A 21,448-nucleotide genomic window follows, 5' to 3' on the forward strand; every position below is an offset into this window, starting at 1 on the left:
CCTACACCGCCAGCGCCATATAGAACTGCGTGCCCTGCCCCGGCCGCGAATAAACGCCCATTCGCCCGCCGTGCAATTGCACGATTTCCTTGCACAACGCCAGGCCCAGTCCAGCACCACCCTTCTTGCGCCCGACCTGCACGAACGGTTCGAAAATCCGCCCCTGCTGACCATAGGCAATGCCTTCGCCGTTATCTTCGACACTGATGATCACCCGCTCGCCGTGGCGCCGGGCCTGCAAGCGGATCTGCCCCTTCTCGGCGGTATGGCGCAGGGCGTTGTCGATCAAGTTGTCCAGCACTCGATCCAGTTGCGCCTGATCGGCCTGCAAGCGCGGCAACGGCCCCTGCACTTCCACCAACAGGTCGATGCCTCTTTCAGCGGCCGACGCCGCAAACCGCCCTTGGGCCTGCTCCAGCAAGTCTTCGATGGAGCACGGCCCCAGGGTGAGTTTCTGCAAGCCGTTCTGGTAGCGGGAGAAATTCAGCAAGTCGTTGATCAGCTGCATCAAGCGCTGCATTTCTTCGTTCACTGTATCCAGCAAGTCAGCTTCGCGGGAATCCGGCGGGAACTTGGCTCGCTCGCGAAACAGGCCGAATGCCATGTGCATCCCGGTGACCGGCGTGCGCAACTCGTGGGAGGCACGCAAGACGAATTCACTGCGCACCCGTTCGAACGCCCGCTGTTCGGTGACGTCATGCAACACCATCACCGCGCCGAGGATATGCCCTTGGGTATGGCTCACCGGGGTCAGGCTGTAGGTCAACAACCGCGACTCACCATCGACTTCGACGGCCAGGTCTTCCGGCGCCCGTTCCAGCGTGCCACCACGCAAGACCAATTGCAGTTGTTCATCCAGCTCCGGCCGTTCGAGCGCCGAACCCAAACCCTGGCCGAGGCGGTCGGTGTCCCAACCCAGTTGCCGTTGCGCCACTGGGTTTAAGTGCTCCAGATACCCTTCACGGTCGATCATCAGCAAACCGTCGTCGATGCTGTCGAGCACCGCCTGCAAGCGTTGCTGACCGGCCAGCAATTCGTCGACATTGGTCGCCTGATGCTCACGCAGGGCCTCGGCCATGATCCCGAAGCGCTTGGTCAGCTGGTTCATCTCCACCGCCGAGGAAATCGGCAGGGTCACCTCGAAGTTGCCTTGGCCAATATTGTCCGCCGCCTGGGCCAGCGCCTCGATGGGCGCGCCGAAACGCCGGGCAATTGCATGGGCCGTGATGAAACCGATGATCAGCACCGCCAGCCCCACCAACCCGAGCAGGCCGGCGATCAGCAGCGCCCGGTCACGGGCCTTGCGCTGGGTATCGTTGATGTTATCCAGCGAGCGTTTGTGTTCGGCGATCAAACCGTTACGCAACGCATTAAATTTTTCCGTGAGCGCTTCATTGCCACTCAGCACGTGGGTCGGGTCGCGGGACTCGCTGTATGCCTGGAGAAAACTCAGGTAATCGGTCTTGGCTTGAGTGAAACCGTAGTGGGCATCATCGCCAGGTTGCTCATGGGCGATGCCTTCATCGAGCAATTGAAAGTAGTGCTGCTTGGAGGCCTCGAATGCCGCCGGATCCGGTTTCTCGCTCAGCATGATGATCAATTGATCGCCGAGGGTCTGGCGCAGCTTCAGGCCCAGGTCGAGGGTCACGAAGTTATTGCGCACCAACGCTTCCTGGCTGCCAGCCATCTGCATCACGCTGACCAGCCCGAGCAACAGCCCGAGCAGCGCCACGGTGATGAGTGCGGAAATGCTCAGGAATAGCCGGGTCCGCAACTTCATCGCCAGTTTCATAAGGTGCTCACAGGTTGTACTGCTTGCGTTTGCGGTACAGGGTCGAGGCGTCGATGCCCAAGGTCTTGGCCGCCTGGTCCAGGGTTCCGGCGGTGGCGAGAACGGCGCCGATATGGGCTTTTTCCAGTTCATCCAGACTCAACGCGGCGCCTACCCGTGGCGAGTTGTTGGCCGGTTGCTCTGCCATGCCCAAGTGGCTGATTTCCACGCGCTCCTGCGGGCAAATGATGCTCGCCCGCTCCACCACGTTGCGCAGCTCCCGAATGTTGCCCGGCCATCGATAGCTGAGCAGCGCTTCCCGAGCCTCATCGCTGAAGCCTCGGGCCGGGCGCGCATATTCCTTGACGAAGCGCGCGAGGAAGCGATCCGCCAGGTTCAGGATGTCTTCGCTGCGTTCGCGCAACGGCGGCAGGTGCAAGGTGATGACGTTCAGGCGATAGAGCAAGTCTTCACGGAAACGACCGTCGCGGACCATGTCTTCAAGGTTGAGGTTAGTCGCGGCAAGAATCCGCACATCGGCGCGACGGGTCACCGGATCGCCCACCCGCTCGTATTCCTTGTCCTGGATAAAACGCAGCAACTTGGGTTGCAACGTCAGGGGAAAGTCGCCGATCTCGTCGAGAAACAGCGTGCCGCCATCCGCCTGATTGACGCGACCCAAGGTGCTTTCGCTGGCCCCGGTAAACGCACCACGACTATGGCCGAACAGTTCGCTTTCCATCAGTTCGGCGGTCAGTGACGGGCAGTTGATGGTGACACAGGATTTTTTCTCGCGCTTGCTCCAGCCGTGAATGGCCCGGGCCAGCTCACCTTTACCGGTCCCGGACTCGCCGAGGATCAGGATGTTGGCGTCGGTCCCGGCCACCTGGCGGGCGGTTTCCAGTACGACTTTCATGGCCGGGCTGTGGGAATCCAGGCCATCCTTGGTCTTGCGCACTTCACCTTCGAGGGCTTCCAGGCGCGCCGAGAGTTGGCGCACTTCCAGTTGCTTGGCGGTGGCCAGGCGCAATTGATCCGGGCTGCACGGTTTGACCAGGTAATCGGCGGCGCCGGCCTGAATCGCATCGACGGCGGTGTCGACGGCGGAATGCGCGGTCACAATCACCACGCGCATCCACGGCGCCTGAATACGCATCTGCGCCAGGACATCGAGGCCGTTGTCCTCGCCCAGGCGCAAATCCAGGAAACACAGATCAAATACCTGGCGCTGCAACAGGGCATCAGCCTGGGCCGCACTGTTGGCGGTGGCGACGGTATAACCTTCGTCTTCGAGGCAATAGCGGAAGGTACGAAGGATGGCGGACTCGTCGTCTACCAGCAGAATGCGGCCTTGATGCTCAGTGGCTGATTCCATTTTCCTACGCTCCTTTCTGAATGATTTTGGTTAGTCCCGGAGAAATCGGGCAAGTTGCATGGTTGATTCTGGTCCATTCCAGCACCGGCAGGGTAGATATCTGCTGCTCTACTCATTAATAGCCTGATTTCGTTGGTTTTTTATAAAAAAACCAGTCTTTCAGCGATTGCCTACGTGAACGTCTGACATCCGCGCCCTCCTCGCAATTCAAATTTTTTGAAAGTTCCTACAAATCTTTCGTGCATTACGCACGACTGCCACGACCCCATCGTGCAGGATGCGTGCGAAACGATTTTCGACTAATTCATAACTAATTGATTTTATTGATATTTTTTTAATAAAAAAGCTGGCATGCAGGCTGCAATAGTCTTGTTAACGCAAGGCATTCACGGAATGAGCGCCTTCAACAAGATGACCACTCAGGTGGAGGAGCTACAGGATGAATCGCCAACGTGCCGCCCAATTGCGTATCTCGCCTCTGCATATCCAGCAGGGCTTGTTCGCGATGCTCGCCCTCACGATCACCTTGATCGGCGGCCAGCAGTTTGTCCGTTGGGAACAGAGCCAGCAGCCAGAGGCGCCGCGCCTGTCGATTCAACACGCTACCCAGACCCACTTCAGCGCCGTCAGCAGCAACCTGGCTGACAGCGCTCCAATGCGAATGATGGACGTCGACCAGGCTCAGCCTGTGGATCAGATGCCCCGTCAGGAACGTTGGGTGTTCTAAAGAACCGGACTTGGCGCGATGGCTGCGCCGGGAAAAGCACCACCTGCATCACCTCTAAATAGAAGCGTAAGGAGAATCACCATGTTGAGTTGGGCAATCACATTCCTGATCATTGCCATCATCGCCGCCGTACTGGGCTTCGGTGGTATCGCGGGCACCGCCACGGGTATCGCCAAGATTCTCTTTGTCGTGTTCCTGGTGATGTTCATCGCATCGTTCTTCTTTGGCCGTCGCGGTCGAGGCTGAATATGAGCGTTTTGTTCAAGACACTGGCAGCCGCCCTGCTTCTGGGCGGTAGTGCCATGGCGATGGCGGCCAATGATGGCCAAGCGCGGGTCAATGAGCTGTTGAGCTCGGACCCGCAGTACCGTGAAACATGGACAAAGGTCGTCAAGAAGGAAGAGCGTCTGCCGGAATGGGTGATGAACCTGACCGGTACCTCTGACCAAATGAATGCCGTTACTGAAGATGGCGATGGGTATCTGGTCGGGCCGTTGTGTGAGAAACAGGACACCTGCCTGAGCAATCGCTTGATCGTTGCATTCAGTCTCGATAAGAAAGATGCGTACGCGATGTGGATCCAAGTGCCAGCGGGTCTGCCCGCCGACAAGTCGCCGACGCGCCATGCCGATTACCGCTTCCTCGGGAAGCCTGATGAAGGCATGCAGAAGCTGTTGATGGAAACGCTGAAAAAAGATCCGAACTGGTACTGAGTTTGAAACACGAGAGGAGCAGCCTTGCTTCTCTCCAGTGCGCCACCCGAGGAAGGCCGGCGCATGACCAAGGGGTCGGGACGTTCTGACTGTTTCAGGGTCGGAGTGACCTACGGGCACATGGAGTGCCTGCGCAAGGGCCGGGTCAGGTATTAAAAGCTGCGACGCAAGTTCGCCGGCCCCGAGTGGCTCGACGGACTTGCGAAGAGCTTAAACGCGCAAAACGTTGATCTAGAGCATTTCGCTCATTCCCTTCTGCTGCATATTCCCCGCAAAACCGTTTCGCGGTGTTTCTTCGCGACCGTATATCGAGAAACCTGCGCCTTTCGTGCGATGACATTTCGTCGCTAAACGTAGGATTTTTCCCAAGTTTTAACCTGAATCATCCTGTTTAAAAAACAACCAAGCTGCTCTGAAATGGCCGGTTCACGGCACTTATGCCTGCCGAAATGTCGTATTCGAACCGGTTGAGACGCCAGTTTCATTTGAAAAAGCTCATGCCGATTCGGCATAGGGTAGGCGTTTACGGCATTAGACGTCGCTTACTTGCATCGGAATAGTTGCGCCTTTTTTCGCCTGCCGAAGAGCCGTAAATACGCGCTTCGGGGCACCTTATACGGGGGCAGATGCACAGACTTTTCCGCTACTGAGCGTTCCAGTTCGCGCATCTGCCCGAGTCAAACTGAAGTAAGGGTAATGATATGAAGAAGGCAAAGCTTAGCCTCGCCTGGCAGATCCTCATCGGTCTGGTATTGGGGATAGCAATCGGTGCGCTGCTCAACCATTTCAGCGCCGAAAAAGCCTGGTGGATCAGTAACGTCCTGCAACCTGCGGGCGATATCTTTATCCGTCTGATCAAGATGATCGTGATCCCGATCGTGATCTCCTCGCTGGTGGTGGGTATTGCCGGCGTGGGTGATGCGAAGAAACTCGGGCGCATCGGCCTCAAAACCATCCTTTACTTCGAAGTCGTCACCACCATCGCCATCCTGGTCGGTCTGGTGCTGGCCAACGTGGTCCATCCGGGCACCGGCATCGACATGAGCACCCTGGGTACGGTGGATATTTCCAAGTACCAGGCGACTGCCGCCGAGGTTCAGCATGAACACGCGTTCATCGAAACCATCCTCAACCTGATCCCGTCGAACATCTTCGCGGCCATGGCCCGCGGCGAGATGCTGCCGATCATCTTCTTCTCCGTGTTGTTCGGTCTCGGCCTGTCGAGCCTGCAATCGGACCTGCGTGAGCCGCTGGTGAAGATGTTCCAGGGCGTGTCCGAGAGCATGTTCAAAGTCACCCACATGATCATGAACTACGCGCCCATCGGCGTGTTCGCCCTGATCGCGGTGACCGTGGCCAACTTCGGTTTCGCCTCCTTGCTGCCGCTGGCCAAGCTGGTGGTACTGGTTTACTTCGCCATTGCCTTCTTCGCCTTCGTGGTGCTGGGCCTGATCGCCAAGCTGTTCGGCTTCTCTGTGATCAAGCTGATGCGCATCTTCAAGGATGAGCTGGTACTGGCTTACTCCACCGCCAGCTCCGAAACCGTGCTGCCGCGCGTGATCGAGAAGATGGAAGCCTACGGCGCGCCGAAAGCCATTTGCAGCTTCGTGGTGCCGACCGGTTATTCGTTCAACCTCGACGGTTCGACCCTGTACCAGAGCATCGCGGCCATCTTCATTGCCCAGCTCTACGGCATCGACCTGTCGATCAGCCAGCAATTGCTGCTGGTGCTGACCCTGATGGTCACCTCCAAAGGCATCGCCGGTGTACCGGGCGTGTCCTTCGTGGTGCTGCTGGCCACCCTGGGCAGCGTCGGCATTCCGCTGGAAGGCCTGGCGTTCATCGCCGGTGTCGACCGCATCATGGACATGGCCCGTACCGCGTTGAACGTGATCGGCAATGCCCTGGCCGTATTGGTTATCTCGCGCTGGGAAGGCATGTACGACGACGCCAAGGGCGAGCGCTACTGGAACTCCCTGCCGCACTGGCGCAGCAAGGAAAAATTGCCGGCAGGTGAAATTTCCAAGAGCTGATGCGTTGCCCTTGTAGGAGCGAGGCTTGCCCGCGAAGGCGGTGTGTCAGTCAACACAGATGTTGAATGTACCGGCCTCTTCGCGGGCAAGCCTCGCTCCTACAGGGGATAGGTGTGATCGGCGCAGTGCCAAACCAAACCCCGGAGAAATCCGGGGTTTGTCGTTTCTGGCGACCCCGCTATCATTCGCCGCATTCTTCGGGGGATTTAACTGATGCTCAATGGCCTGTGGCTTGGCTTCTTCATCGTCGCCGCCGTGTCGGCGCTGGCGCAGTGGCTGATCGGCGGCAATGCCGGGATCTTCGCGGCGATGGTGGAAAGCATCTTCGCCATGGCCAAGCTGTCGGTGGAGGTCATGGTCCTGTTGTTCGGCACTCTGACCCTGTGGCTGGGCTTTCTGCGGATTGCCGAGAAGGCTGGCATCGTCGACTGGCTGGCCAAGGCCCTGGGCCCGTTGTTCCTGCGCCTGATGCCGGAAGTGCCGCCCGGTCACCCGGCCATCGGCCTGATCACCCTCAACTTCGCCGCCAATGGCCTGGGCCTGGACAATGCCGCCACGCCGATCGGCCTCAAGGCCATGAAGGCGCTGCAAGAACTCAACCCCAGCGCCACGGTTGCCAGCAACGCGCAGATCCTGTTCCTGGTGCTCAACGCCTCGTCCCTGACCCTGCTGCCGGTGACGATCTTCATGTACCGCGCCCAGCAAGGCGCGCCGGACCCGACGCTGGTGTTCCTGCCGATTCTGCTCGCCACCAGTTGCTCGACCATCGTCGGCCTGTTGTCCGTGGCATTCATGCAACGCCTGCGCCTGTGGGACCCGGTGGTGCTTGCGTATCTGATTCCCGGTGCGTTGGCACTGGGTGCCTTCATGGCGCTGCTGGGGACGCTCTCAGCGACTGCGTTGGCGGGGCTGTCCTCGATCCTCGGCAACCTGACGCTGTTCGGCCTGATCATGCTGTTCCTGATCATTGGCGCGTTGCGCAAAGTGAAGGTCTACGAAGCGTTCGTCGAAGGTGCGAAGGAAGGCTTCGACGTGGCGAAGAACCTGCTGCCGTACCTGGTGGCGATGCTGTGTGCGGTGGGCGTATTGCGCGCGTCCGGGGCGTTGGACTTCGGGCTGGACGGGATTCGGCACCTGGTGGAGTGGGCCGGTTGGGACACACGCTTCGTCGACGCCTTGCCGACGGCGATGGTCAAACCGTTCTCCGGCAGCGCCGCCCGGGCGATGCTGATCGAAACCATGAAGACCTCCGGGGTCGACAGCTTCCCGGCGCTGGTGGCGGCGACGATCCAGGGCAGTACCGAAACCACGTTCTATGTACTGGCGGTGTACTTCGGTGCAGTGGGGATCCAGCGGGCGCGGCACGCGGTGGGGTGTGCGTTGCTGGCGGAATTTGCCGGGGTGGTTGGTGCGATCGGGGTTTGTTATTGGTTCTTCGGCTAACCACACCACCTTATGGGAGAAGGCTTGTGTGGCGAGGGAGCTTGCTCCCGTTGGACTGCACAGCAGTCCCATCTTTTGGGGCCGCTTCGCGACCCAGCGGGAGCAAGCTCCCTCGCCACAATGAGACGCCTGACCTTCAGGGCCTTGGCGATGGCGCCAGCTTCTGCCCTTGCTCCACCGCCCAAGCCACCACCTGCGCCGTCAACTGATCGCTGGCCTGGCCAAACCCGGCCACCACCGCCGGCACCTTCATATCGCTCAGCGGCTGACGCACTTCAAAGCGCCGGCTCGCGAGGATGCGCTGGTCATACCCACGCACCAACAACGCATCCAGGCGCACGACCACACTCGCGTTCGGGCCCTGGTACTCCGTCTGGAACGCTTGCAGACTCCCGCCCAACTCCAGGTCCGCCTGGAAATTGCTGTCATCGGTGCTCAACAACGACACCCGACCATCGCGCTGAAACCCGTCCAGCAATCGATTACGCAGCAGCACCGGTGCCGGATCGCTCCAGCGCGACGCCTTGTAGCTGCTGATCAGATCCCCTTGAGGGATTACAGCGATTTTCGGGCTGTTCAACACTTCGCTGGCCTGGGGCTTGGCCAGGCGCAGCGACCAGCGTTGCGGCGTGCCGTGGCTGACCGTTGCGCTGCTCTGAGCCGACGGTAAGCGATAGACATCCGACGGCTCGGCCTTGGGCAGGATCGAGCAGGCGCTGACCAACACAAAACCGGCGAGGAGGGCGAGGTGAGTCAGCTTCATGGCGTGAATTCCTTGTTCTTGTCGCTGCCCAGCAGGTAACCGCTGGGGTTGGCTTCCAGGCGCTGGGAAATGGCTCGCAGCGAGGTCAGGGTGTCGCGCAATTCACGCACCGCCGGGGCCAGGCCATTGAGGCCCTGCATGCCGCTGTTGAGGGAGTCCTGATTGTTGGTCAGCAACTTGTTGATGGTCGCGCTGCTCTGCTCCAGCGACTTCATCGCCTGCTCGGCACTGCCGAATATCTGCTTGCCCTGATCGTTGAGCAGGCCATTGGCGTTGCGCATCAGCGCCGAGGTCTGTTCCATCATGGTGTTGGCCTGTTTGCCGACCGACGCCAGTTGCTGCATCGTCTGACGAATATCGCCGCGCTGCTCGGCGATGGTCCCGGTGGTTTGCTCCAGGTGCTCAAGAGTCTTGCTGATGCGCTCGACGTTCTCCGACGAAAACATCTGATTGGCGTTGTGCATCAACACGTTCACCCCGGCCATCAAGTCGTTACTGTCGTTCAGCAGGCGGGCGATGGGCGAGGGCGCCGCGACAATCGTCGGCAACTCGCCGTCCTTGCCCCGCAGCTTGGGACTTTGCGGCGTGCCGCCACTGAGCTGGATGATCGAGGTGCCGGTGATCCCGGTCAGCGCCAGTTTGGCCTCGGTGTCCTCCTTGATCGGCGTGTCGCCGCCAAGTCGAATCCGTGCCAGCACCCGACGCGGGTCTTTCGGGTCCAGGCGCAGGGTCACTACGTCACCGACCTTGATCCCGCTGTACTGCACGGCGCTGCCCTTGGACAGACCGCTGACCGCCTCATTGAAGACGATTTCGTAATCCTTGAACTCGGTGTCGACGCTGGACTTGGCCAGCCACAAACCGAAGAGCAGGGCGCCCGCCACCACAATCACGGTGAACAGGCCGATCAATACATGATGGGCTCGGGTTTCCATGTCAGACCTCGTTAAGCTGTTGAGCGGCCGTCAGCGCCGCGCGGCCCCGTGGGCCATGGAAGTATTCGTGAATCCACGGGTCGTCGGTTTCCGAGACCTTGTCGATGGCGTCTGCCACTAGCACTTTCTTCTGCGCCAGCACTGCCACCCGGTCGGTGATGGTGTAGAGCGTGTCGAGGTCGTGAGTCACCAGGAACACGCTCAGGCCCAGGGCATCGCGCAGGGTCAGAATCAGTTGATCAAACGCGGCGGCGCCAATCGGATCGAGGCCGGCGGTGGGTTCGTCGAGAAACAGGATGTCCGGGTCCAGCGCCAGGGCACGGGCCAGCGCCGCACGCTTGATCATGCCGCCGGACAGGGACGCCGGGTATTTGTCTGCCGCCGACAGCGGCAACCCGGCCAACGCCAGTTTCACCGCCGCCAGGTGCTCGGCATCGGCACGGCTGAGGCCGGCGTGTTCGATCAAGGGCAGGGCGACGTTCTCGGTCACGGTCAGCGAGGAGAACAGCGCGCCTTTCTGGAACAGCACACCGAAGCGCCGCTCAACCATCGAGCGCTCGTGTTCGGAGAGCGTCGGCAGGTTCTTGCCGAAGACCTTCACCACCCCTTCGCTGGGCTGGCGCAAGCCGACAATGCTGCGCAGCAACACCGACTTGCCGCTGCCGGAGCCGCCGACCACCGCGAGGATTTCACCTTTGTACAAATCCAGGTCGAGGTTTTCGTGCACGCTCTGGCTGCCGAAGCGATTGCACAACCCACGGACTTCGATCACCGCCTCGGAAGGCGCTCGGGGTTGTCGACTCACCAGCCCATCTCCATGAAAAACAACGCGGCCACGGCATCAAGCACGATCACCACGAAAATCGACTGGACCACGCTGGACGTGGTGTGGGCACCGACGGATTCGGCGCTGCCGCTGACCTTGAAGCCTTCCAGGCAACCGATGGCCGCGATCAGAAACGCGAAGATCGGCGCTTTGACGATCCCCACCAGAAAATGCTGAACGCCAATGTCGGTTTGCAGCAGCGACAGGAACATCGCCGGGGAAATCCCCAGCGACACCGCGCAAACCACGCCGCCACCGATAATCCCGGAGATCATCGCCAGGAAGGTCAGCATCGGCAGCGCCACCAGCAACGCCAATACACGCGGGACCACGAGCAATTCCATCGGATCGAGACCGAGGGTGCGGATCGCGTCAATTTCTTCGTTGGCCTTCATCGAGCCGATCTGCGCGGTAAAGGCACTGGCGGTGCGGCCGGCCATCAGGATCGCCGTCAACAACACGCCGAACTCACGCAGGAAGGAGAACGCCACCAGGTCGACGGTGAAAATACTCGCGCCGAAACTCGCCAGCACCGTCGCCCCGAGAAACGCCACCACTGCGCCGACCAGAAAGGTCAGCAGGGCGACGATGGGCGCGGCATCGAGGCCGGTCTGCTCGATGTGCGCGACCATCGGCGTAATGCGCCAGCGCTTGGGGCGGAACAGCCCACGGGCGATGGTTTCGAGGATCAGGCCGACAAAGCCGAGCAGTTGCAGAGTGTCCTGCCAGACCGCGTCGACGGCGCGGCCGATGCGGGTCAGCAGTTGAATACCGGTGCTGGTTTCCGGTTCCTTGAGCGGCACGCAGAAATCGGTCAGCGAGCAATAGACGGTGTGCAGCAACGCGCGATCGGCGCTGGAGATTGTGCACTCGGGGTGTTCGGCCGATCGGCCCAGACGCTCGGAACCCAGCAGCTCCACCAGCAGCGAGGCGCCGGCGGTGTCGAGCGCGCCGAGGCCATTGAGGTCGATGTGGGTGTTGTCGTCGTACTGGCCGCGCAGTTTGTCGCCCAGGCGCTTGAGGTCAGCGTAATGGGCAAGCGTCCAGTCACCTGTGACCCGCAACTGTGCAGGGGTGTGGGAGGTGTCCAGTTGGGCACTGCCGGGCAATGTGCTGCTGGTCATAAGCTCCGTGCTTGTTCGGTTGTTACGCAGGTCTAACGTAATAGCACGAACCGGATTACTTTTCTTTGATCGGTGTGCTGTCCTTGACCACGAAGCGCAATACGCCGATCACTTGGCCGTCTTCGGTCAGCACCCGAACCTGCCATTTGCCCGCCGGGTTGCCGGGGAAGTTCTGCTTGTGGGTCCAGGCCCGGTAGCCTTCCTTGCGCCCGCCGTGGATGTCCAGCGGGATGCGGTCGACTTCTTGGCCGTTGAACTGCCACACGTGATAAATCCGCTCATCCAGCCCGCGCGGCGCATTGATCGCGGTGTAGGCGTAGAGTCCGCCGCCGCGAATCTGCTCGGCGCTGACTTCGTCCAGGCTCTCGCCGGGGGTGCGGTCCTGCATTTGCGTGCTGATGGCGACGTCGGTCATCCACAGCGTCGCCGGCGGCACCCACGAACGCAGGACCCAGCCGAGGGCGCCGATGCCGAGGGTGATGCTCAGGATCGCCAGGGCGTTGCGCACGGTGCGGATCGGGAAAATCGACGCCAGGCTCGGGAACGACAACAACATGGCGATGCCCAGGGCCAGTTTGAAACTCTGGGACGTGGTCAGGTGCAGGATCACGGGCAGGGCGGTGAGCAGGGCGGCGAACAGGGTCAGGGTGTGCAACGCGAGGAACGCCCAGCGCCGTGGGGCCAGCCATTTGTAATAGAGCGGGTCGATGATGGAAATCAGCGCCGAGATGCTCAGCAGCCCGGTGAAAAACAGTTGGCCGCTGTTCCAGGTGGTGGTGATGAAGAAGAACGGCAGGACGAAAAACAGGCTTTCCTGGTGGATCATCTGCGTCGCGTAACGCAGCAGCGGCTGGGGGATTTCTCGCTTGAACACCCGGGTAAACAGCTGCGTGAGGCTGTTTTCCAGCATCAGCCACACCCAGCTGACCAGCATGATCGTAGTGATCCAGGTCGCCAGACCCTGTTGGCGATCCACCAGCATGAAACTGCCGACGCCGGAGATAAAACCACCGAGCGCAATCACCCCCGGATAGCGCTTCATCAATTCAAGACCGCGCTGGACGATAAGGGGCAGGGTAGGCATTCGGCGGTTCACATTAGTCGTAGGAAAAATCCTCGACAGGGTAACGCCGAGGAGCTTTTGTGGCGATCACATTCAGGCAACCACAAAACCAGAGTGAATGATGACCTGTGGCGAGGGAGCTTGCTCCCGCTGGGGTGCGAAGCGCCCCCAAAACCATTCACTGCATTTCTTCAGGTAAATCTTCCTGGCTGGTTTTACGACTGCTGCGCAGCCGAGCGGGAGCAAGCTCCCTCGCCACAGGGTAGTTAGTGTTTGCGATGCAAGCGCCAGCCCAGCACACCCAGCACCAGCAACCCAAACACCCCTGCCAACACCCACAACAACTGATCATCACTGATCAACGGCTTCTCGATCCGCAAATACCCAGGCTGCAGCAGCAACTCGCGCATGGCCTTGTTCGCTTCTTCCAGCGTCACCCCTTGCAGTTCCTTGGCCGGGTTGGTGAAGCGTCCGTCCTCGTAATCCCCCAGGGCGCTCCAGTAGTAATCGGCCAGGGCGCTGTTGCCTTGCACGGCCCAGGACTGGCGAGCGATAGCGGCTTGCTTGAGGCGGTCGAAGGTCTCGGCGTCGAGGCCGTTCTTGAGCAGCTCGGCCTTCATGTCTTCCAGCACTTGCTTGGCTTCGTCGACGTTTTCGCGCTCAAGGTCGGCATTCAGGCTCATGAAACCGACGCTGCCGAACAACTCGCGCTCGGCCCACGGGCCGTAGGACAAACCATGGGCCAGGCGCATCTGCCGATAGAGCGCCCAATCCAGGTAATCCTTGAGCAGGTCAAAGGCTTGATCGGGGATGTCTTCCAGCACCGGCTCCGGCACCAGCCAGTGCAACTTCGCACCACCGCCGACGAAACCGTGGATCAGGCTGCGTTCATGGGCCGCGCTGGTCTTGATGTCCGGCAACGGCAAATGCTCGGACGGATCGACCGCCTCAAGCGGCCCCCAGGCCCGTTCCAGATAGGCCGGCAGCAGCTTGTCGAGGTCGCCGACCACGATCAGGGTCATGTTGTTGGGGGCGTACCAGGCCTTGCGCACCTTATCCAGTTGCTCGCGGGTCAGGTGATCGACTTCGGCCCGCTCGGGGCATTTGAGGCCCAGCTCCACCGCCAGTTGATTACTGGCGGTGTGGCCCAGGTCCTGACGATCCATCCAGCGCTGCAGGTGCGAATAGTGGCCGCCGTCTTCACGCTCGACCACTTGCTTGGCGGCGTTGATCGCGTTGTCGTCGAATCGGGTCTGGGTCAGCAGCGCCAACAACAGGTCGAGGACCTTGCGCTGGTTTTTCGCCGGGGCTTCGATCACGAAGGTGGTATCGGCGTTGCTCGTGAAGGCGTTCCATTCACCGCCGAGGGCCTGCATGCGTTCTTCCAGCCCCCCTTCACCGCTGGCGTCGATGCCGCTGAACAGCAGGTGTTCGAGCAGGTGCGGCAGTTCCTTTTCATCGCACTTGAAGTCATCGATGCCGACGCCGACCACCAGCCGAATCGCCACATGCCCACGGTCATTGCCGGGCTTGAGCAGCAATTGCAGGCCGTTGGGCAGCGCATAGCCTTCGACCTGGAAACGATCCAGGGCAAACGAAGGGAATGAACCGAGCAACAGACAGGCGAACAACAGACAACGCATAACGAGCTTCCAGGCTGAACCATTGTTACTGACTGGCCACACCGTCAGACGTTCAAGGTGAATGCGTGATGTCCGCCAAATCGTCAGCCGCCAGCGCACCGGTGTCGGACGTTTCCAATACCGCGTAGGCACTGCTGCAAAACAGCGAATTCAAGCGTTTCATGTCGGCGATCAACTCCAGGTGCAACGAACTGGTTTCGATACTTTGCACGATCTTACGTTGCAAACGGCTGACATGAGCATGGGCCAGGCGGCGTTCCTGTGCGCGAAAGCGACGTTTCTCGCGCAGCAACTGCCGGGCGCTTTCCGGATCGCTGCTGAGGAACACCGACAGCCCCAGGCGCAAATTGGAGATCAACTGACTGTGCAACCCCGCCAACTCTTCCAGGCCGACGTCGGAAAAGGACCGGCGCTGCGAAGTCTTCTGCTGCTGGACCTTGCGCAGCATGCGTTCGATCAAGTCGCTGGCGAGTTTGAGGTTGATCGCCAGCTCGATGATTTCCGCCCAGCGCCGACTGTCCTGATCGCTGAGGTCTTCCCGGGGCATCTGCGCCAGGTAGAGCTTGATCGCGCTGTAGAGCGCTTCGACGTCATCGGTGTGGCGACGCATTTCCTGGGTGACGGCGGTCTGTTTGCCGTGCAACACGTCGAGCATGGCTTCGAGCATGTTGTCGATCAGATCGCCAATGCGCAGGGTTTCCCGGGCGGCGTTGGCCAGCGCCAGGCTCGGGGTGACCAGCGCGGTCGCGTCCAGATGCCGGGGCTTGGCCATGCCGTTGAGTTCCGGGCGCTCCGGCAACAACCAGGCGCAGAGCCTGGCCATCGGCCCGACGCTGGGCAACAGGATCAGGCAACGCGCGGTGTTGTAGAGCAAGTGGAAGCCAATGACCATTTCCTGCGGGCTGAAATCCAGGCTGTCGATCCAGTGCACCAGCGGGTCGAGCACCGGGATGATCAGCAACAGCCCAATCAGTTTGTACAACAGGCTGCCCAGCGCCACCTGGCGCCCGGCGGCGTTCTGCATGCTGGTGCTCATGAACGCCAGTACACCGCTGCCGATGTTGGCGCCGATCACCAGGCCGATGGCCACCGGCAGGCTGATCACACCGGCACCGGCCAGGGTCGCGGTCAGCAGGACGGCGGCCAGGCTGGAGTAGGAAATCATCGCGAACAGCGCGCCAATCAGGGCATCGAGCAGGATGTCGCCGGTCAGGGAGGCGAAGATCACCTTCACCCCTTGGGCGTGTGTGATCGGGGCGGCGGCTTCGACGATCAGTTGCAGCGCGAGGATGATCAGGCCCAGGCCGATGGCGACCCGGCCCATTTGTCCGACGCGGGTCTGTTTGCGCGACAGGAAGAAAATCACCCCGAGGAAGATCAGCAGCGGCGACAGCCACGACAGGTCGAACGTCAGCACCCGCGCCATCAGCGCCGTACCGACGTCGGCGCCGAGCATGGTCGCCAGCGCCGGGGTCAGCGCCATCAGGCCCTGCCCGACAAAGGAAGTGACCAGCATGGCCGTGGCGTTGCTGCTCTGGACCATGGCGGTCACGACGATACCGGCGATGAACGCCAGGCCACGCTTGGACATGTTCTGGCCAATCACATGGCGCAGATTGGAACCGTAGACCCGCAGGATGCCGGTTCGGACGATGTGCGTGCCCCAGATCAGCAAGGTCACGGCGGAAAGCAAATTGAGCAGGGTCAGCATGCTGGGCCCCCTGTGGTGGTAGCGTCCCAAAGGGACAAGTTGACGGTACCGCGCGACGTTCTACGTTCTGTACTTAAGCTGTAGTTGGCTAACGGTCTGGGCGCCAGCATCGCATAGCTAAAGAAGTGTTTGAAACAAAACTGTCATAAAAACAGCTTGATGCAGAGATGAAAAAGGGGCCCGAAGGCCCCTGCGCAATATTTGGAGTCACCGCATGACTGTGGCGAGGGAGCTTGCTCCCGTTCGGCTGCGCAGCAGTCGTAAAACCGGCGAATGCGGTTCGTCTGATAAACCGCGTCGCCGATATGGGGGCCGCTTCGCGGCCCAGCGGGAGCAAGCTCCCTCGCCACAAAAGCAGCTTTGCCACACCGGCTCCATCACAGCAGATTACTGCCCCGGGATGTCCTTGCGCAGTTTCACCGGATCCTGCTGTTTCTTCTTTTTCGCAATCGCGGTGCGCATCTTGATGTTGATCGCTTCCACGGCCAGCGAGAACGCCATGGCGAAGTAGACGTAGCCTTTTGGCACGTGCACGTCGAAGGATTCGGCAATCAGCACGGTACCGACGATCAGCAGGAACGACAGCGCCAGCATCTTCAGCGACGGGTGCTTGTCGATGAACTCGCTGATGGTGCCGGACGCCCACATCATCACCAGCACGGCGACGATGATCGCCGCGATCATGACCGGTACGTGGGAAACCATGCCGACGGCGGTGATCACCGAATCCAGCGAGAACACGATGTCGATGATCGCGATCTGGATGATGGTGTAGAGGAAGTTGCCGCCCTTGCCGCTGGGCTCTTCGTTGGTTTCGTCTTCGCCTTCCAGCGCGTGGTACATCTCTTGCGAGCTCTTCCACAGCAGGAACAGACCACCGAAGAACAGAATCAGGTCACGCCCGGAAATGCCCTGGCCGAACACTTCGAACAGGTCGGCGGTGAGGCGCATGACCCAGGTGATCGACAGCAGCAACAGGATCCGCGTGACCATGGCCAGGGCCAGGCCGAACAGCCGGGTGCGCTTTTGCATGTGCTTGGGCATGCGGCTGACCAGGATCGAAATCATGATGATGTTGTCGATGCCCAGGACGATCTCCAGGGCAGTCAGGGTAAAGAAGGCAACCCAGATTTCAGGGTTGGTCAGCCATTCCATGTGTATTCCTTTGAGCGAGTGTTAAACCCAGAAGAGCCGGGCTTCAACCAGCGAAGCGCGGCCCCGTCGGGGTGAGTCTTTGATTTATAGAGTGCTGAAAACCGGAAAAATCCCCATCAGCAACGCCGCAACCAATATGCAGAGGCACACCAGAACGGCCCATTTCAGAGTGAAGCGCTGGTGGTCACCAAATTCAATACCGGCCAGGGCCACCAACAGATAAGTCGATGGAACCAGCGGGCTAAGCAGGTGGACGGGCTGGCCGACAATCGAGGCACGGGCCATTTCCACGGCGGTGATGCCGTAATGGCTGGCGGCTTCGGCAAGAACCGGTAACACGCCGTAATAAAATGCATCGTTGGACATGAAGAACGTGAACGGCATGCTCACCAGCGCCGTGATCACCGCCAGGTACGGGCCGAGGAAATCCGGGATAACCGCCAACAGACTTTTCGACATGGCATCGACCATGCCGGTGCCCGACAGAATACCGGTGAAGATACCGGCCGCGAAGATCAAACCGACCACCGCCAACACGCTGCCAGCGTGGGCCGCGACACGGTCCTTCTGCTGTTGCAGGCATGGATAATTGACGATCATCGCGATACTGAAGGCCACCATGAACAGCACCGGCAGCGGCAACAGGCCGGCGATCAAGGTACCCATCAGGGCCAGGGTCAGTGCGCCGTTGAACCAGATCAGCTTCGGACGACGGGCGTCCGGGAACTGCGAAACGCTGATTTCGCTGTGGTCCACTTCGTCGCCCGCCAGGTGCAATTCACCCAGGCGCGCGCGCTCGCGTTTGCCGTAGAAGTAGGCAATCGCCAGGATCGCCACCACACCGGCCAGCATCGCCGGAATCATCGGCACGAAAATGTCCGACGGGTCCACATGCAGCGCACTCGCCGCACGAGCGGTCGGGCCGCCCCACGGGGTCATGTTCATCACGCCGCCGGCCAGGATGATCAGGCCGGCCATGATCCGCGGGCTCATGCCGATGCGGCTGTAGAGCGGCAGCATGGCGGCCACGCAGATCATATAAGTGGTCGCGCCGTCACCATCGAGGGAGACAACGAGCGCCAGAACGGCGGTACCGACCGAAACTTTCAACGGGTCGCCCTTGACCAGTTTGAGGATCTTGCGCACGGCCGGGTCAAACAGGCCGGAGTCGATCATCAGGGCGAAGTACAGAATGGCGAACATCAGCATCACGCCGGTCGGCGCAAGCTTGGTGATGCCTTCGAGCATCATCGGGCCGATCTTCGGCGCAAAACCGCCGAACAGGGCAAAGACGATTGGAATAATAATCAGGGCGATCAGCGCGGACAGGCGCTTGGTCATGATCAGGAACATGAACGTGATGACCATGGCAAAGCCAAGGAAAGTCAGCATGGGAATACTCCAGGCGTAGCGCGGCTAGGGAATGGGCGAACCGGGTGGGGTCAGCGCAGAACGGGAAGCACGAGGCGTACGGGGGGAGTTGCGGCAAAGCGGCGGGTAGCAGAAGACATCAGAATCACCATTGTTGTTGTTAATTGGGCCGTGCGAGCGATAAAACACAGGCATTGGCCAACCGGTCTGTTGCCGGTAGTGGGGGCGATCCTAATGGGGAAAGCTTTCAGCCAGCTTTCGCTGGTGAAAGCATTGACCGGATGGGCAACCGGCCGTCGGACGGGCTCAACGTCCCGAAACACGGGGCAGGAGGCAAAAAATGGACAAAATTCATACCGGCGGCTGCCACTGCGGACATCTGCGCTATCAATTCAGCGGGCCGCTGCACGACATCGCCCACTGCCATTGCTCGATCTGTCGGCGGGTCAGCGGCGGGATCGTGACCACCTGGATCACCGTGCCCGCCTCAGCGTTTGAATGGAAAGGTGGGACACCGGCGCGGTACGACTCTTCTGAACACTGCGCGCGATATTTCTGCCCGACCTGTGGGGCACAGGTGGCCCTGATCACGCAGCTCAGCCCCGAGAGCATTGACCTGACGATCGCCACCCTCGATCACCCGGAGCAGGCCCCGGCCGACCGGCACATCTGGACCGACAGCCGCTTGCCCTGGCTGCACCTGGACGAACACCTGCCCAGTGAAGCCGAGGAAAACATCTGATCAGAAAATAGACAGGTTCAACGGCCGGATCGCGCCCATCCACACGGCGTGTTCGGTGTGATCGAGCAGGTCATCGCCAGTGTCCGGGTGCAGGAATACCACCAGACCGTTGCGGTTTAACACCAGCCACGGCAGCACCTCGCCAAGGAGTTCCGGCCCGAACGCCAACTGGCAGCTCCAGTCCGGGTGCGGACCGACCGGGCGCTCATGCACGCGGCCCATCTTCAACGGGAATAAGGTTGCGGCCTGTTCACACAAGGCCCTTGCCTGGTCGATCGTACTGGCGTCGAAATAGACGTGGGCGTGATAGCCCGTGATTTGCTGCATTTGAACCTCTCGAAAAACCCGGTCGAACCGTTGCCGTTTCCTACAGGTCACACACCATATAGTTAGGAAACAAGGAACTCAGCCATGAAAAATGCCGAAACCCCGGTGGTGAAAGTGGTGCTCTATGGTGCCATGAGTAGCCTGGGCAGTGCGCTGATGGCTGAAATGCTGCGGCGCCAGCATGAAGTGATCGCGATTCTCGATGACCTGACCGCGCTGGCGCCACGTCCGGGCCTGCGCACCAAGAACGGTGATCTGTTCGACGCCGAGCGGGTCAAGCAAAGCGTGGCCGGGTGTTCGGCGGTGATCTGTCTGCTGGACGCAACGGGCCTGCCGATCAACAGCGAACATGTGGAAAAAACCATCGTGCCGGGTCCGGTCGAGCAGGTGCTGGCGGTGGATGCGCTGATTGACGGCATGCAAGCCGCCGGCATTGGCCGGTTGTTCGTAGTGGGGGATTTTGCCGAACTCGATGAAGCGGAAGTCGAGGACGACCTTCAGCATCATGCCGCCGAAGAAATCCTCGAAGCCCTGCAAAGCAGCGGCCTGCACTGGACATTGGTGGATGCGCCGCGCGGGGCTGCCGGGCTGACCATCGAGCATTTCAGCCAGGTCAGCAGCAGCCTGGAGCCGGGGTTGGGCGAAGCGCTTGAGCGATTGAATCGGGTGGCCGTCGGTATTGCCGATGAGCTGCGGTTGAACCTGCACCTAGGGGAGCATGTGAGTTTTGTGGCGGCTTCCGGACCGTAAAGATTCCAGCCTTTCACACCGCAATCGACGGTAACGGCAAACCGTTCAACGACTGCGCACTGCTGGCCTGCTCCGCCATCAACCAATCCACAAACTGTTTAATCAACACCCCACGGCGTTTGCGCTGGGGCAACACCACGTAATAACCCAACCGGGAAATAATCGTGTCGGCAATCGGCCGGCACAACAAACCCTGGGCCAGCAAGTTATCCACAAGGTGCCGCCAACCGATGGCCACGCCCTGGCCGCCGATCGCCGCCTGGATCAACAAGGTGTAATTGTCGAAACGCAGCTGCCCCGGTGCCGGTGCGGACGTTAACCCCAGCTCACGGAATACGCCGCTCCAGTCGAACCAATTGGCGCTGTTTTCACCGCGAAGGTGCAGCAGCGGCAACTCCAGCAGCGACTGGATCGGCAAGGGCAGGGCGCGCTCCTTCAACAACAGCGGACTGCACACCGGGAACACTTCCTCGCTGAACAGCCAATGGCTTTCGCCCTGTTTAAAGCGGCCATCGCCAAACAGGATCGCCACGTCGATATCGGTGCGCAGCATGTTGTGATTGCGCTCGCTGGTAACCAGGCTGACATCGACCTGCGGATTGGCTTCATGGAAGCGGTGCAGGCGCGGCATCAGCCAATACGCCGCGAAGGCGAAATCGGTGGCGACTTGCAGCACTTCATGTGATTGCTGAGCGCTGATTGCGGTCAACCCTGCATCGATATTCTGCAAACCGAGCTGAACCTGCTCGAAAAGGATCATCCCGGTTTCGGTCAATTCGATACCGCGATAGATGCGATCGAACAGCCGCGTGCCGAGCTGTTCCTCCAACCGCTTGATCTGCTGACTGATCGCAGGCTGCGTGGTGCCGAGCTCAACCGCAGCCGCGGTAAAGCTGTGCTGACGGGCCGCTGACTCGAAGGCGCGCAGCAGGTCCAGAGACAAATCACCAAGGGCGTCATACATAAGCTGTGCTTA

Annotated in this window: 20 protein-coding genes and 1 pseudogene; 7 read left to right on the plus strand and 14 right to left on the minus strand. The window is 60.4% G+C overall.

Annotation, left to right across the window (positions count from 1 at the left end; genetic code table 11):
* Position 1: 1 nt before the first annotated feature.
* Positions 2–1,792, minus strand: a complete 1,791-nt coding sequence (locus tag FQ192_RS14965) for a KinB sensor domain-containing domain (RefSeq protein WP_149659296.1) — start codon at positions 1,790–1,792, stop codon at positions 2–4.
* Positions 1,793–1,799: 7 nt separating this feature from the next.
* Positions 1,800–3,146, minus strand: coding sequence for a sigma-54-dependent response regulator transcription factor AlgB (algB, locus tag FQ192_RS14970; protein ID WP_149659297.1), 1,347 nt, complete (start codon positions 3,144–3,146; stop codon positions 1,800–1,802).
* Between the two features lie 439 nt (positions 3,147–3,585).
* Here algB and FQ192_RS14975 point away from each other — a divergent pair, with 439 nt between their 5' ends.
* The 5 genes from FQ192_RS14975 to FQ192_RS15000 all read left to right on the plus strand — a co-directional run bounded on the left by FQ192_RS14975 (position 3,586) and on the right by FQ192_RS15000 (position 8,062).
* Positions 3,586–3,873 (plus strand): hypothetical protein, encoded by a 288-nt coding sequence (locus tag FQ192_RS14975; protein WP_149659298.1) that lies wholly within the window; start codon positions 3,586–3,588, stop codon positions 3,871–3,873.
* 81 nt (positions 3,874–3,954) lie between these two features.
* Positions 3,955–4,119, plus strand: a complete 165-nt coding sequence (locus FQ192_RS14980) for a DUF1328 domain-containing protein (protein WP_003177151.1) — start codon at positions 3,955–3,957, stop codon at positions 4,117–4,119.
* Positions 4,120–4,121: 2 nt separating this feature from the next.
* Positions 4,122–4,586 carry an inhibitor of vertebrate lysozyme family protein gene (locus tag FQ192_RS14985; protein ID WP_149659299.1) on the plus strand — a complete coding sequence of 155 codons (465 nt, stop codon included), beginning with the start codon at positions 4,122–4,124 and terminating at the stop codon, positions 4,584–4,586.
* A gap of 701 nt (positions 4,587–5,287) precedes the next feature.
* Positions 5,288–6,619: a glutamate/aspartate:proton symporter GltP gene (gltP, locus tag FQ192_RS14995; RefSeq protein ID WP_123408509.1), complete on the plus strand. Its 1,332-nt coding sequence runs from the start codon at positions 5,288–5,290 to the stop codon at positions 6,617–6,619.
* Between the two features lie 213 nt (positions 6,620–6,832).
* Positions 6,833–8,062 carry a nucleoside recognition domain-containing protein gene (locus FQ192_RS15000; RefSeq protein WP_149659300.1) on the plus strand — a complete coding sequence of 410 codons (1,230 nt, stop codon included), beginning with the start codon at positions 6,833–6,835 and terminating at the stop codon, positions 8,060–8,062.
* Positions 8,063–8,090: 28 nt separating this feature from the next.
* Here FQ192_RS15000 and FQ192_RS35035 read toward each other — a convergent pair.
* From FQ192_RS35035 to FQ192_RS15050, 10 genes and pseudogenes are all read right to left on the minus strand, one after another.
* Positions 8,091–8,183, minus strand: a pseudogene (locus FQ192_RS35035) (N-acetyltransferase); the annotation flags it as partial.
* A gap of 15 nt (positions 8,184–8,198) precedes the next feature.
* The gene (locus FQ192_RS15005; RefSeq protein ID WP_149659301.1) at positions 8,199–8,825 is read right to left on the minus strand and encodes an ABC-type transport auxiliary lipoprotein family protein; all 627 of its coding nucleotides are present in this window, start codon (positions 8,823–8,825) and stop codon (positions 8,199–8,201) included.
* Positions 8,822–9,760 (minus strand): MlaD family protein, encoded by a 939-nt coding sequence (locus FQ192_RS15010; RefSeq protein ID WP_149659302.1) that lies wholly within the window; start codon positions 9,758–9,760, stop codon positions 8,822–8,824. The genes FQ192_RS15005 and FQ192_RS15010 overlap by 4 nt, the downstream gene beginning before the upstream one ends.
* 1 nt (position 9,761) lies before the next feature.
* Positions 9,762–10,565 carry an ABC transporter ATP-binding protein gene (locus FQ192_RS15015; RefSeq protein WP_123515405.1) on the minus strand — a complete coding sequence of 268 codons (804 nt, stop codon included), beginning with the start codon at positions 10,563–10,565 and terminating at the stop codon, positions 9,762–9,764.
* Positions 10,562–11,710, minus strand: coding sequence for an ABC transporter permease (locus tag FQ192_RS15020; protein WP_149659303.1), 1,149 nt, complete (start codon positions 11,708–11,710; stop codon positions 10,562–10,564). The genes FQ192_RS15015 and FQ192_RS15020 overlap by 4 nt, the downstream gene beginning before the upstream one ends.
* 55 nt (positions 11,711–11,765) lie before the next feature.
* Positions 11,766–12,794 (minus strand): DUF5924 family protein, encoded by a 1,029-nt coding sequence (locus tag FQ192_RS15025; protein WP_149659304.1) that lies wholly within the window; start codon positions 12,792–12,794, stop codon positions 11,766–11,768.
* 245 nt (positions 12,795–13,039) lie between these two features.
* The gene (locus FQ192_RS15030; RefSeq protein WP_149659305.1) at positions 13,040–14,416 is read right to left on the minus strand and encodes a pitrilysin family protein; all 1,377 of its coding nucleotides are present in this window, start codon (positions 14,414–14,416) and stop codon (positions 13,040–13,042) included.
* 52 nt (positions 14,417–14,468) lie between these two features.
* The gene (locus FQ192_RS15035; protein ID WP_149659306.1) at positions 14,469–16,127 is read right to left on the minus strand and encodes a Na/Pi cotransporter family protein; all 1,659 of its coding nucleotides are present in this window, start codon (positions 16,125–16,127) and stop codon (positions 14,469–14,471) included.
* A gap of 387 nt (positions 16,128–16,514) precedes the next feature.
* The gene (locus FQ192_RS15045) at positions 16,515–17,282 is read right to left on the minus strand and encodes a TerC family protein (protein WP_149659307.1); all 768 of its coding nucleotides are present in this window, start codon (positions 17,280–17,282) and stop codon (positions 16,515–16,517) included.
* An 84-nt stretch (positions 17,283–17,366) separates the two neighbouring features.
* Complete coding sequence (locus tag FQ192_RS15050; RefSeq protein ID WP_149659308.1) at positions 17,367–18,674, minus strand: CitMHS family transporter; 1,308 nt, start codon at positions 18,672–18,674, stop codon at positions 17,367–17,369.
* Between the two features lie 319 nt (positions 18,675–18,993).
* Between FQ192_RS15050 and FQ192_RS15055 the strand changes: the two genes are divergently transcribed.
* Entirely contained in the window at positions 18,994–19,395 is a 402-nt protein-coding gene (locus FQ192_RS15055) for a GFA family protein (RefSeq protein ID WP_149659309.1), read from the plus strand.
* On the opposite strand, the gene FQ192_RS15060 is transcribed toward FQ192_RS15055, so the two are convergent.
* On the minus strand, positions 19,396–19,722 hold the full coding sequence (locus FQ192_RS15060) for a DOPA 4,5-dioxygenase family protein (protein WP_149659310.1): 327 nt from the start codon (positions 19,720–19,722) through the stop codon (positions 19,396–19,398).
* Between the two features lie 84 nt (positions 19,723–19,806).
* Here FQ192_RS15060 and FQ192_RS15065 point away from each other — a divergent pair, with 84 nt between their 5' ends.
* Positions 19,807–20,472 carry an NAD(P)-dependent oxidoreductase gene (locus FQ192_RS15065; RefSeq protein ID WP_149659311.1) on the plus strand — a complete coding sequence of 222 codons (666 nt, stop codon included), beginning with the start codon at positions 19,807–19,809 and terminating at the stop codon, positions 20,470–20,472.
* Between the two features lie 13 nt (positions 20,473–20,485).
* Here the strand turns inward: FQ192_RS15065 and FQ192_RS15070 are convergent, their stop codons facing one another.
* Positions 20,486–21,436, minus strand: coding sequence for a LysR family transcriptional regulator (locus tag FQ192_RS15070; protein ID WP_149659312.1), 951 nt, complete (start codon positions 21,434–21,436; stop codon positions 20,486–20,488).
* Between the last annotated feature and the right edge of the window lie 12 nt (positions 21,437–21,448).

Origin of the sequence: Pseudomonas sp. ANT_J12 (genome assembly GCF_008370045.1) — a bacterium.
Taxonomy (GTDB): domain Bacteria; phylum Pseudomonadota; class Gammaproteobacteria; order Pseudomonadales; family Pseudomonadaceae; genus Aquipseudomonas.

What these genes read in the sequence shown, in the direction of transcription:
- FQ192_RS14965 (WP_149659296.1), bottom strand. Translation starts at nt 1,792, where the DNA reads ATGAAACTGGCGATGAAGTTGCGGACCCGGCTATTCCTGAGCATTTCC.
- algB (WP_149659297.1), bottom strand. Translation starts at nt 3,146, where the DNA reads ATGGAATCAGCCACTGAGCATCAAGGCCGCATTCTGCTGGTAGACGAC.
- FQ192_RS14975 (WP_149659298.1), top strand. Translation starts at nt 3,586, where the DNA reads ATGAATCGCCAACGTGCCGCCCAATTGCGTATCTCGCCTCTGCATATC.
- FQ192_RS14980 (WP_003177151.1), top strand. Translation starts at nt 3,955, where the DNA reads ATGTTGAGTTGGGCAATCACATTCCTGATCATTGCCATCATCGCCGCC.
- FQ192_RS14985 (WP_149659299.1), top strand. Translation starts at nt 4,122, where the DNA reads ATGAGCGTTTTGTTCAAGACACTGGCAGCCGCCCTGCTTCTGGGCGGT.
- gltP (WP_123408509.1), top strand. Translation starts at nt 5,288, where the DNA reads ATGAAGAAGGCAAAGCTTAGCCTCGCCTGGCAGATCCTCATCGGTCTG.
- FQ192_RS15000 (WP_149659300.1), top strand. Translation starts at nt 6,833, where the DNA reads ATGCTCAATGGCCTGTGGCTTGGCTTCTTCATCGTCGCCGCCGTGTCG.
- FQ192_RS15005 (WP_149659301.1), bottom strand. Translation starts at nt 8,825, where the DNA reads ATGAAGCTGACTCACCTCGCCCTCCTCGCCGGTTTTGTGTTGGTCAGC.
- FQ192_RS15010 (WP_149659302.1), bottom strand. Translation starts at nt 9,760, where the DNA reads ATGGAAACCCGAGCCCATCATGTATTGATCGGCCTGTTCACCGTGATT.
- FQ192_RS15020 (WP_149659303.1), bottom strand. Translation starts at nt 11,710, where the DNA reads ATGACCAGCAGCACATTGCCCGGCAGTGCCCAACTGGACACCTCCCAC.
- FQ192_RS15025 (WP_149659304.1), bottom strand. Translation starts at nt 12,794, where the DNA reads ATGCCTACCCTGCCCCTTATCGTCCAGCGCGGTCTTGAATTGATGAAG.
- FQ192_RS15030 (WP_149659305.1), bottom strand. Translation starts at nt 14,416, where the DNA reads ATGCGTTGTCTGTTGTTCGCCTGTCTGTTGCTCGGTTCATTCCCTTCG.
- FQ192_RS15035 (WP_149659306.1), bottom strand. Translation starts at nt 16,127, where the DNA reads ATGCTGACCCTGCTCAATTTGCTTTCCGCCGTGACCTTGCTGATCTGG.
- FQ192_RS15045 (WP_149659307.1), bottom strand. Translation starts at nt 17,282, where the DNA reads ATGGAATGGCTGACCAACCCTGAAATCTGGGTTGCCTTCTTTACCCTG.
- FQ192_RS15050 (WP_149659308.1), bottom strand. Translation starts at nt 18,674, where the DNA reads ATGCTGACTTTCCTTGGCTTTGCCATGGTCATCACGTTCATGTTCCTG.
- FQ192_RS15055 (WP_149659309.1), top strand. Translation starts at nt 18,994, where the DNA reads ATGGACAAAATTCATACCGGCGGCTGCCACTGCGGACATCTGCGCTAT.
- FQ192_RS15060 (WP_149659310.1), bottom strand. Translation starts at nt 19,722, where the DNA reads ATGCAGCAAATCACGGGCTATCACGCCCACGTCTATTTCGACGCCAGT.
- FQ192_RS15065 (WP_149659311.1), top strand. Translation starts at nt 19,807, where the DNA reads ATGAAAAATGCCGAAACCCCGGTGGTGAAAGTGGTGCTCTATGGTGCC.
- FQ192_RS15070 (WP_149659312.1), bottom strand. Translation starts at nt 21,436, where the DNA reads ATGTATGACGCCCTTGGTGATTTGTCTCTGGACCTGCTGCGCGCCTTC.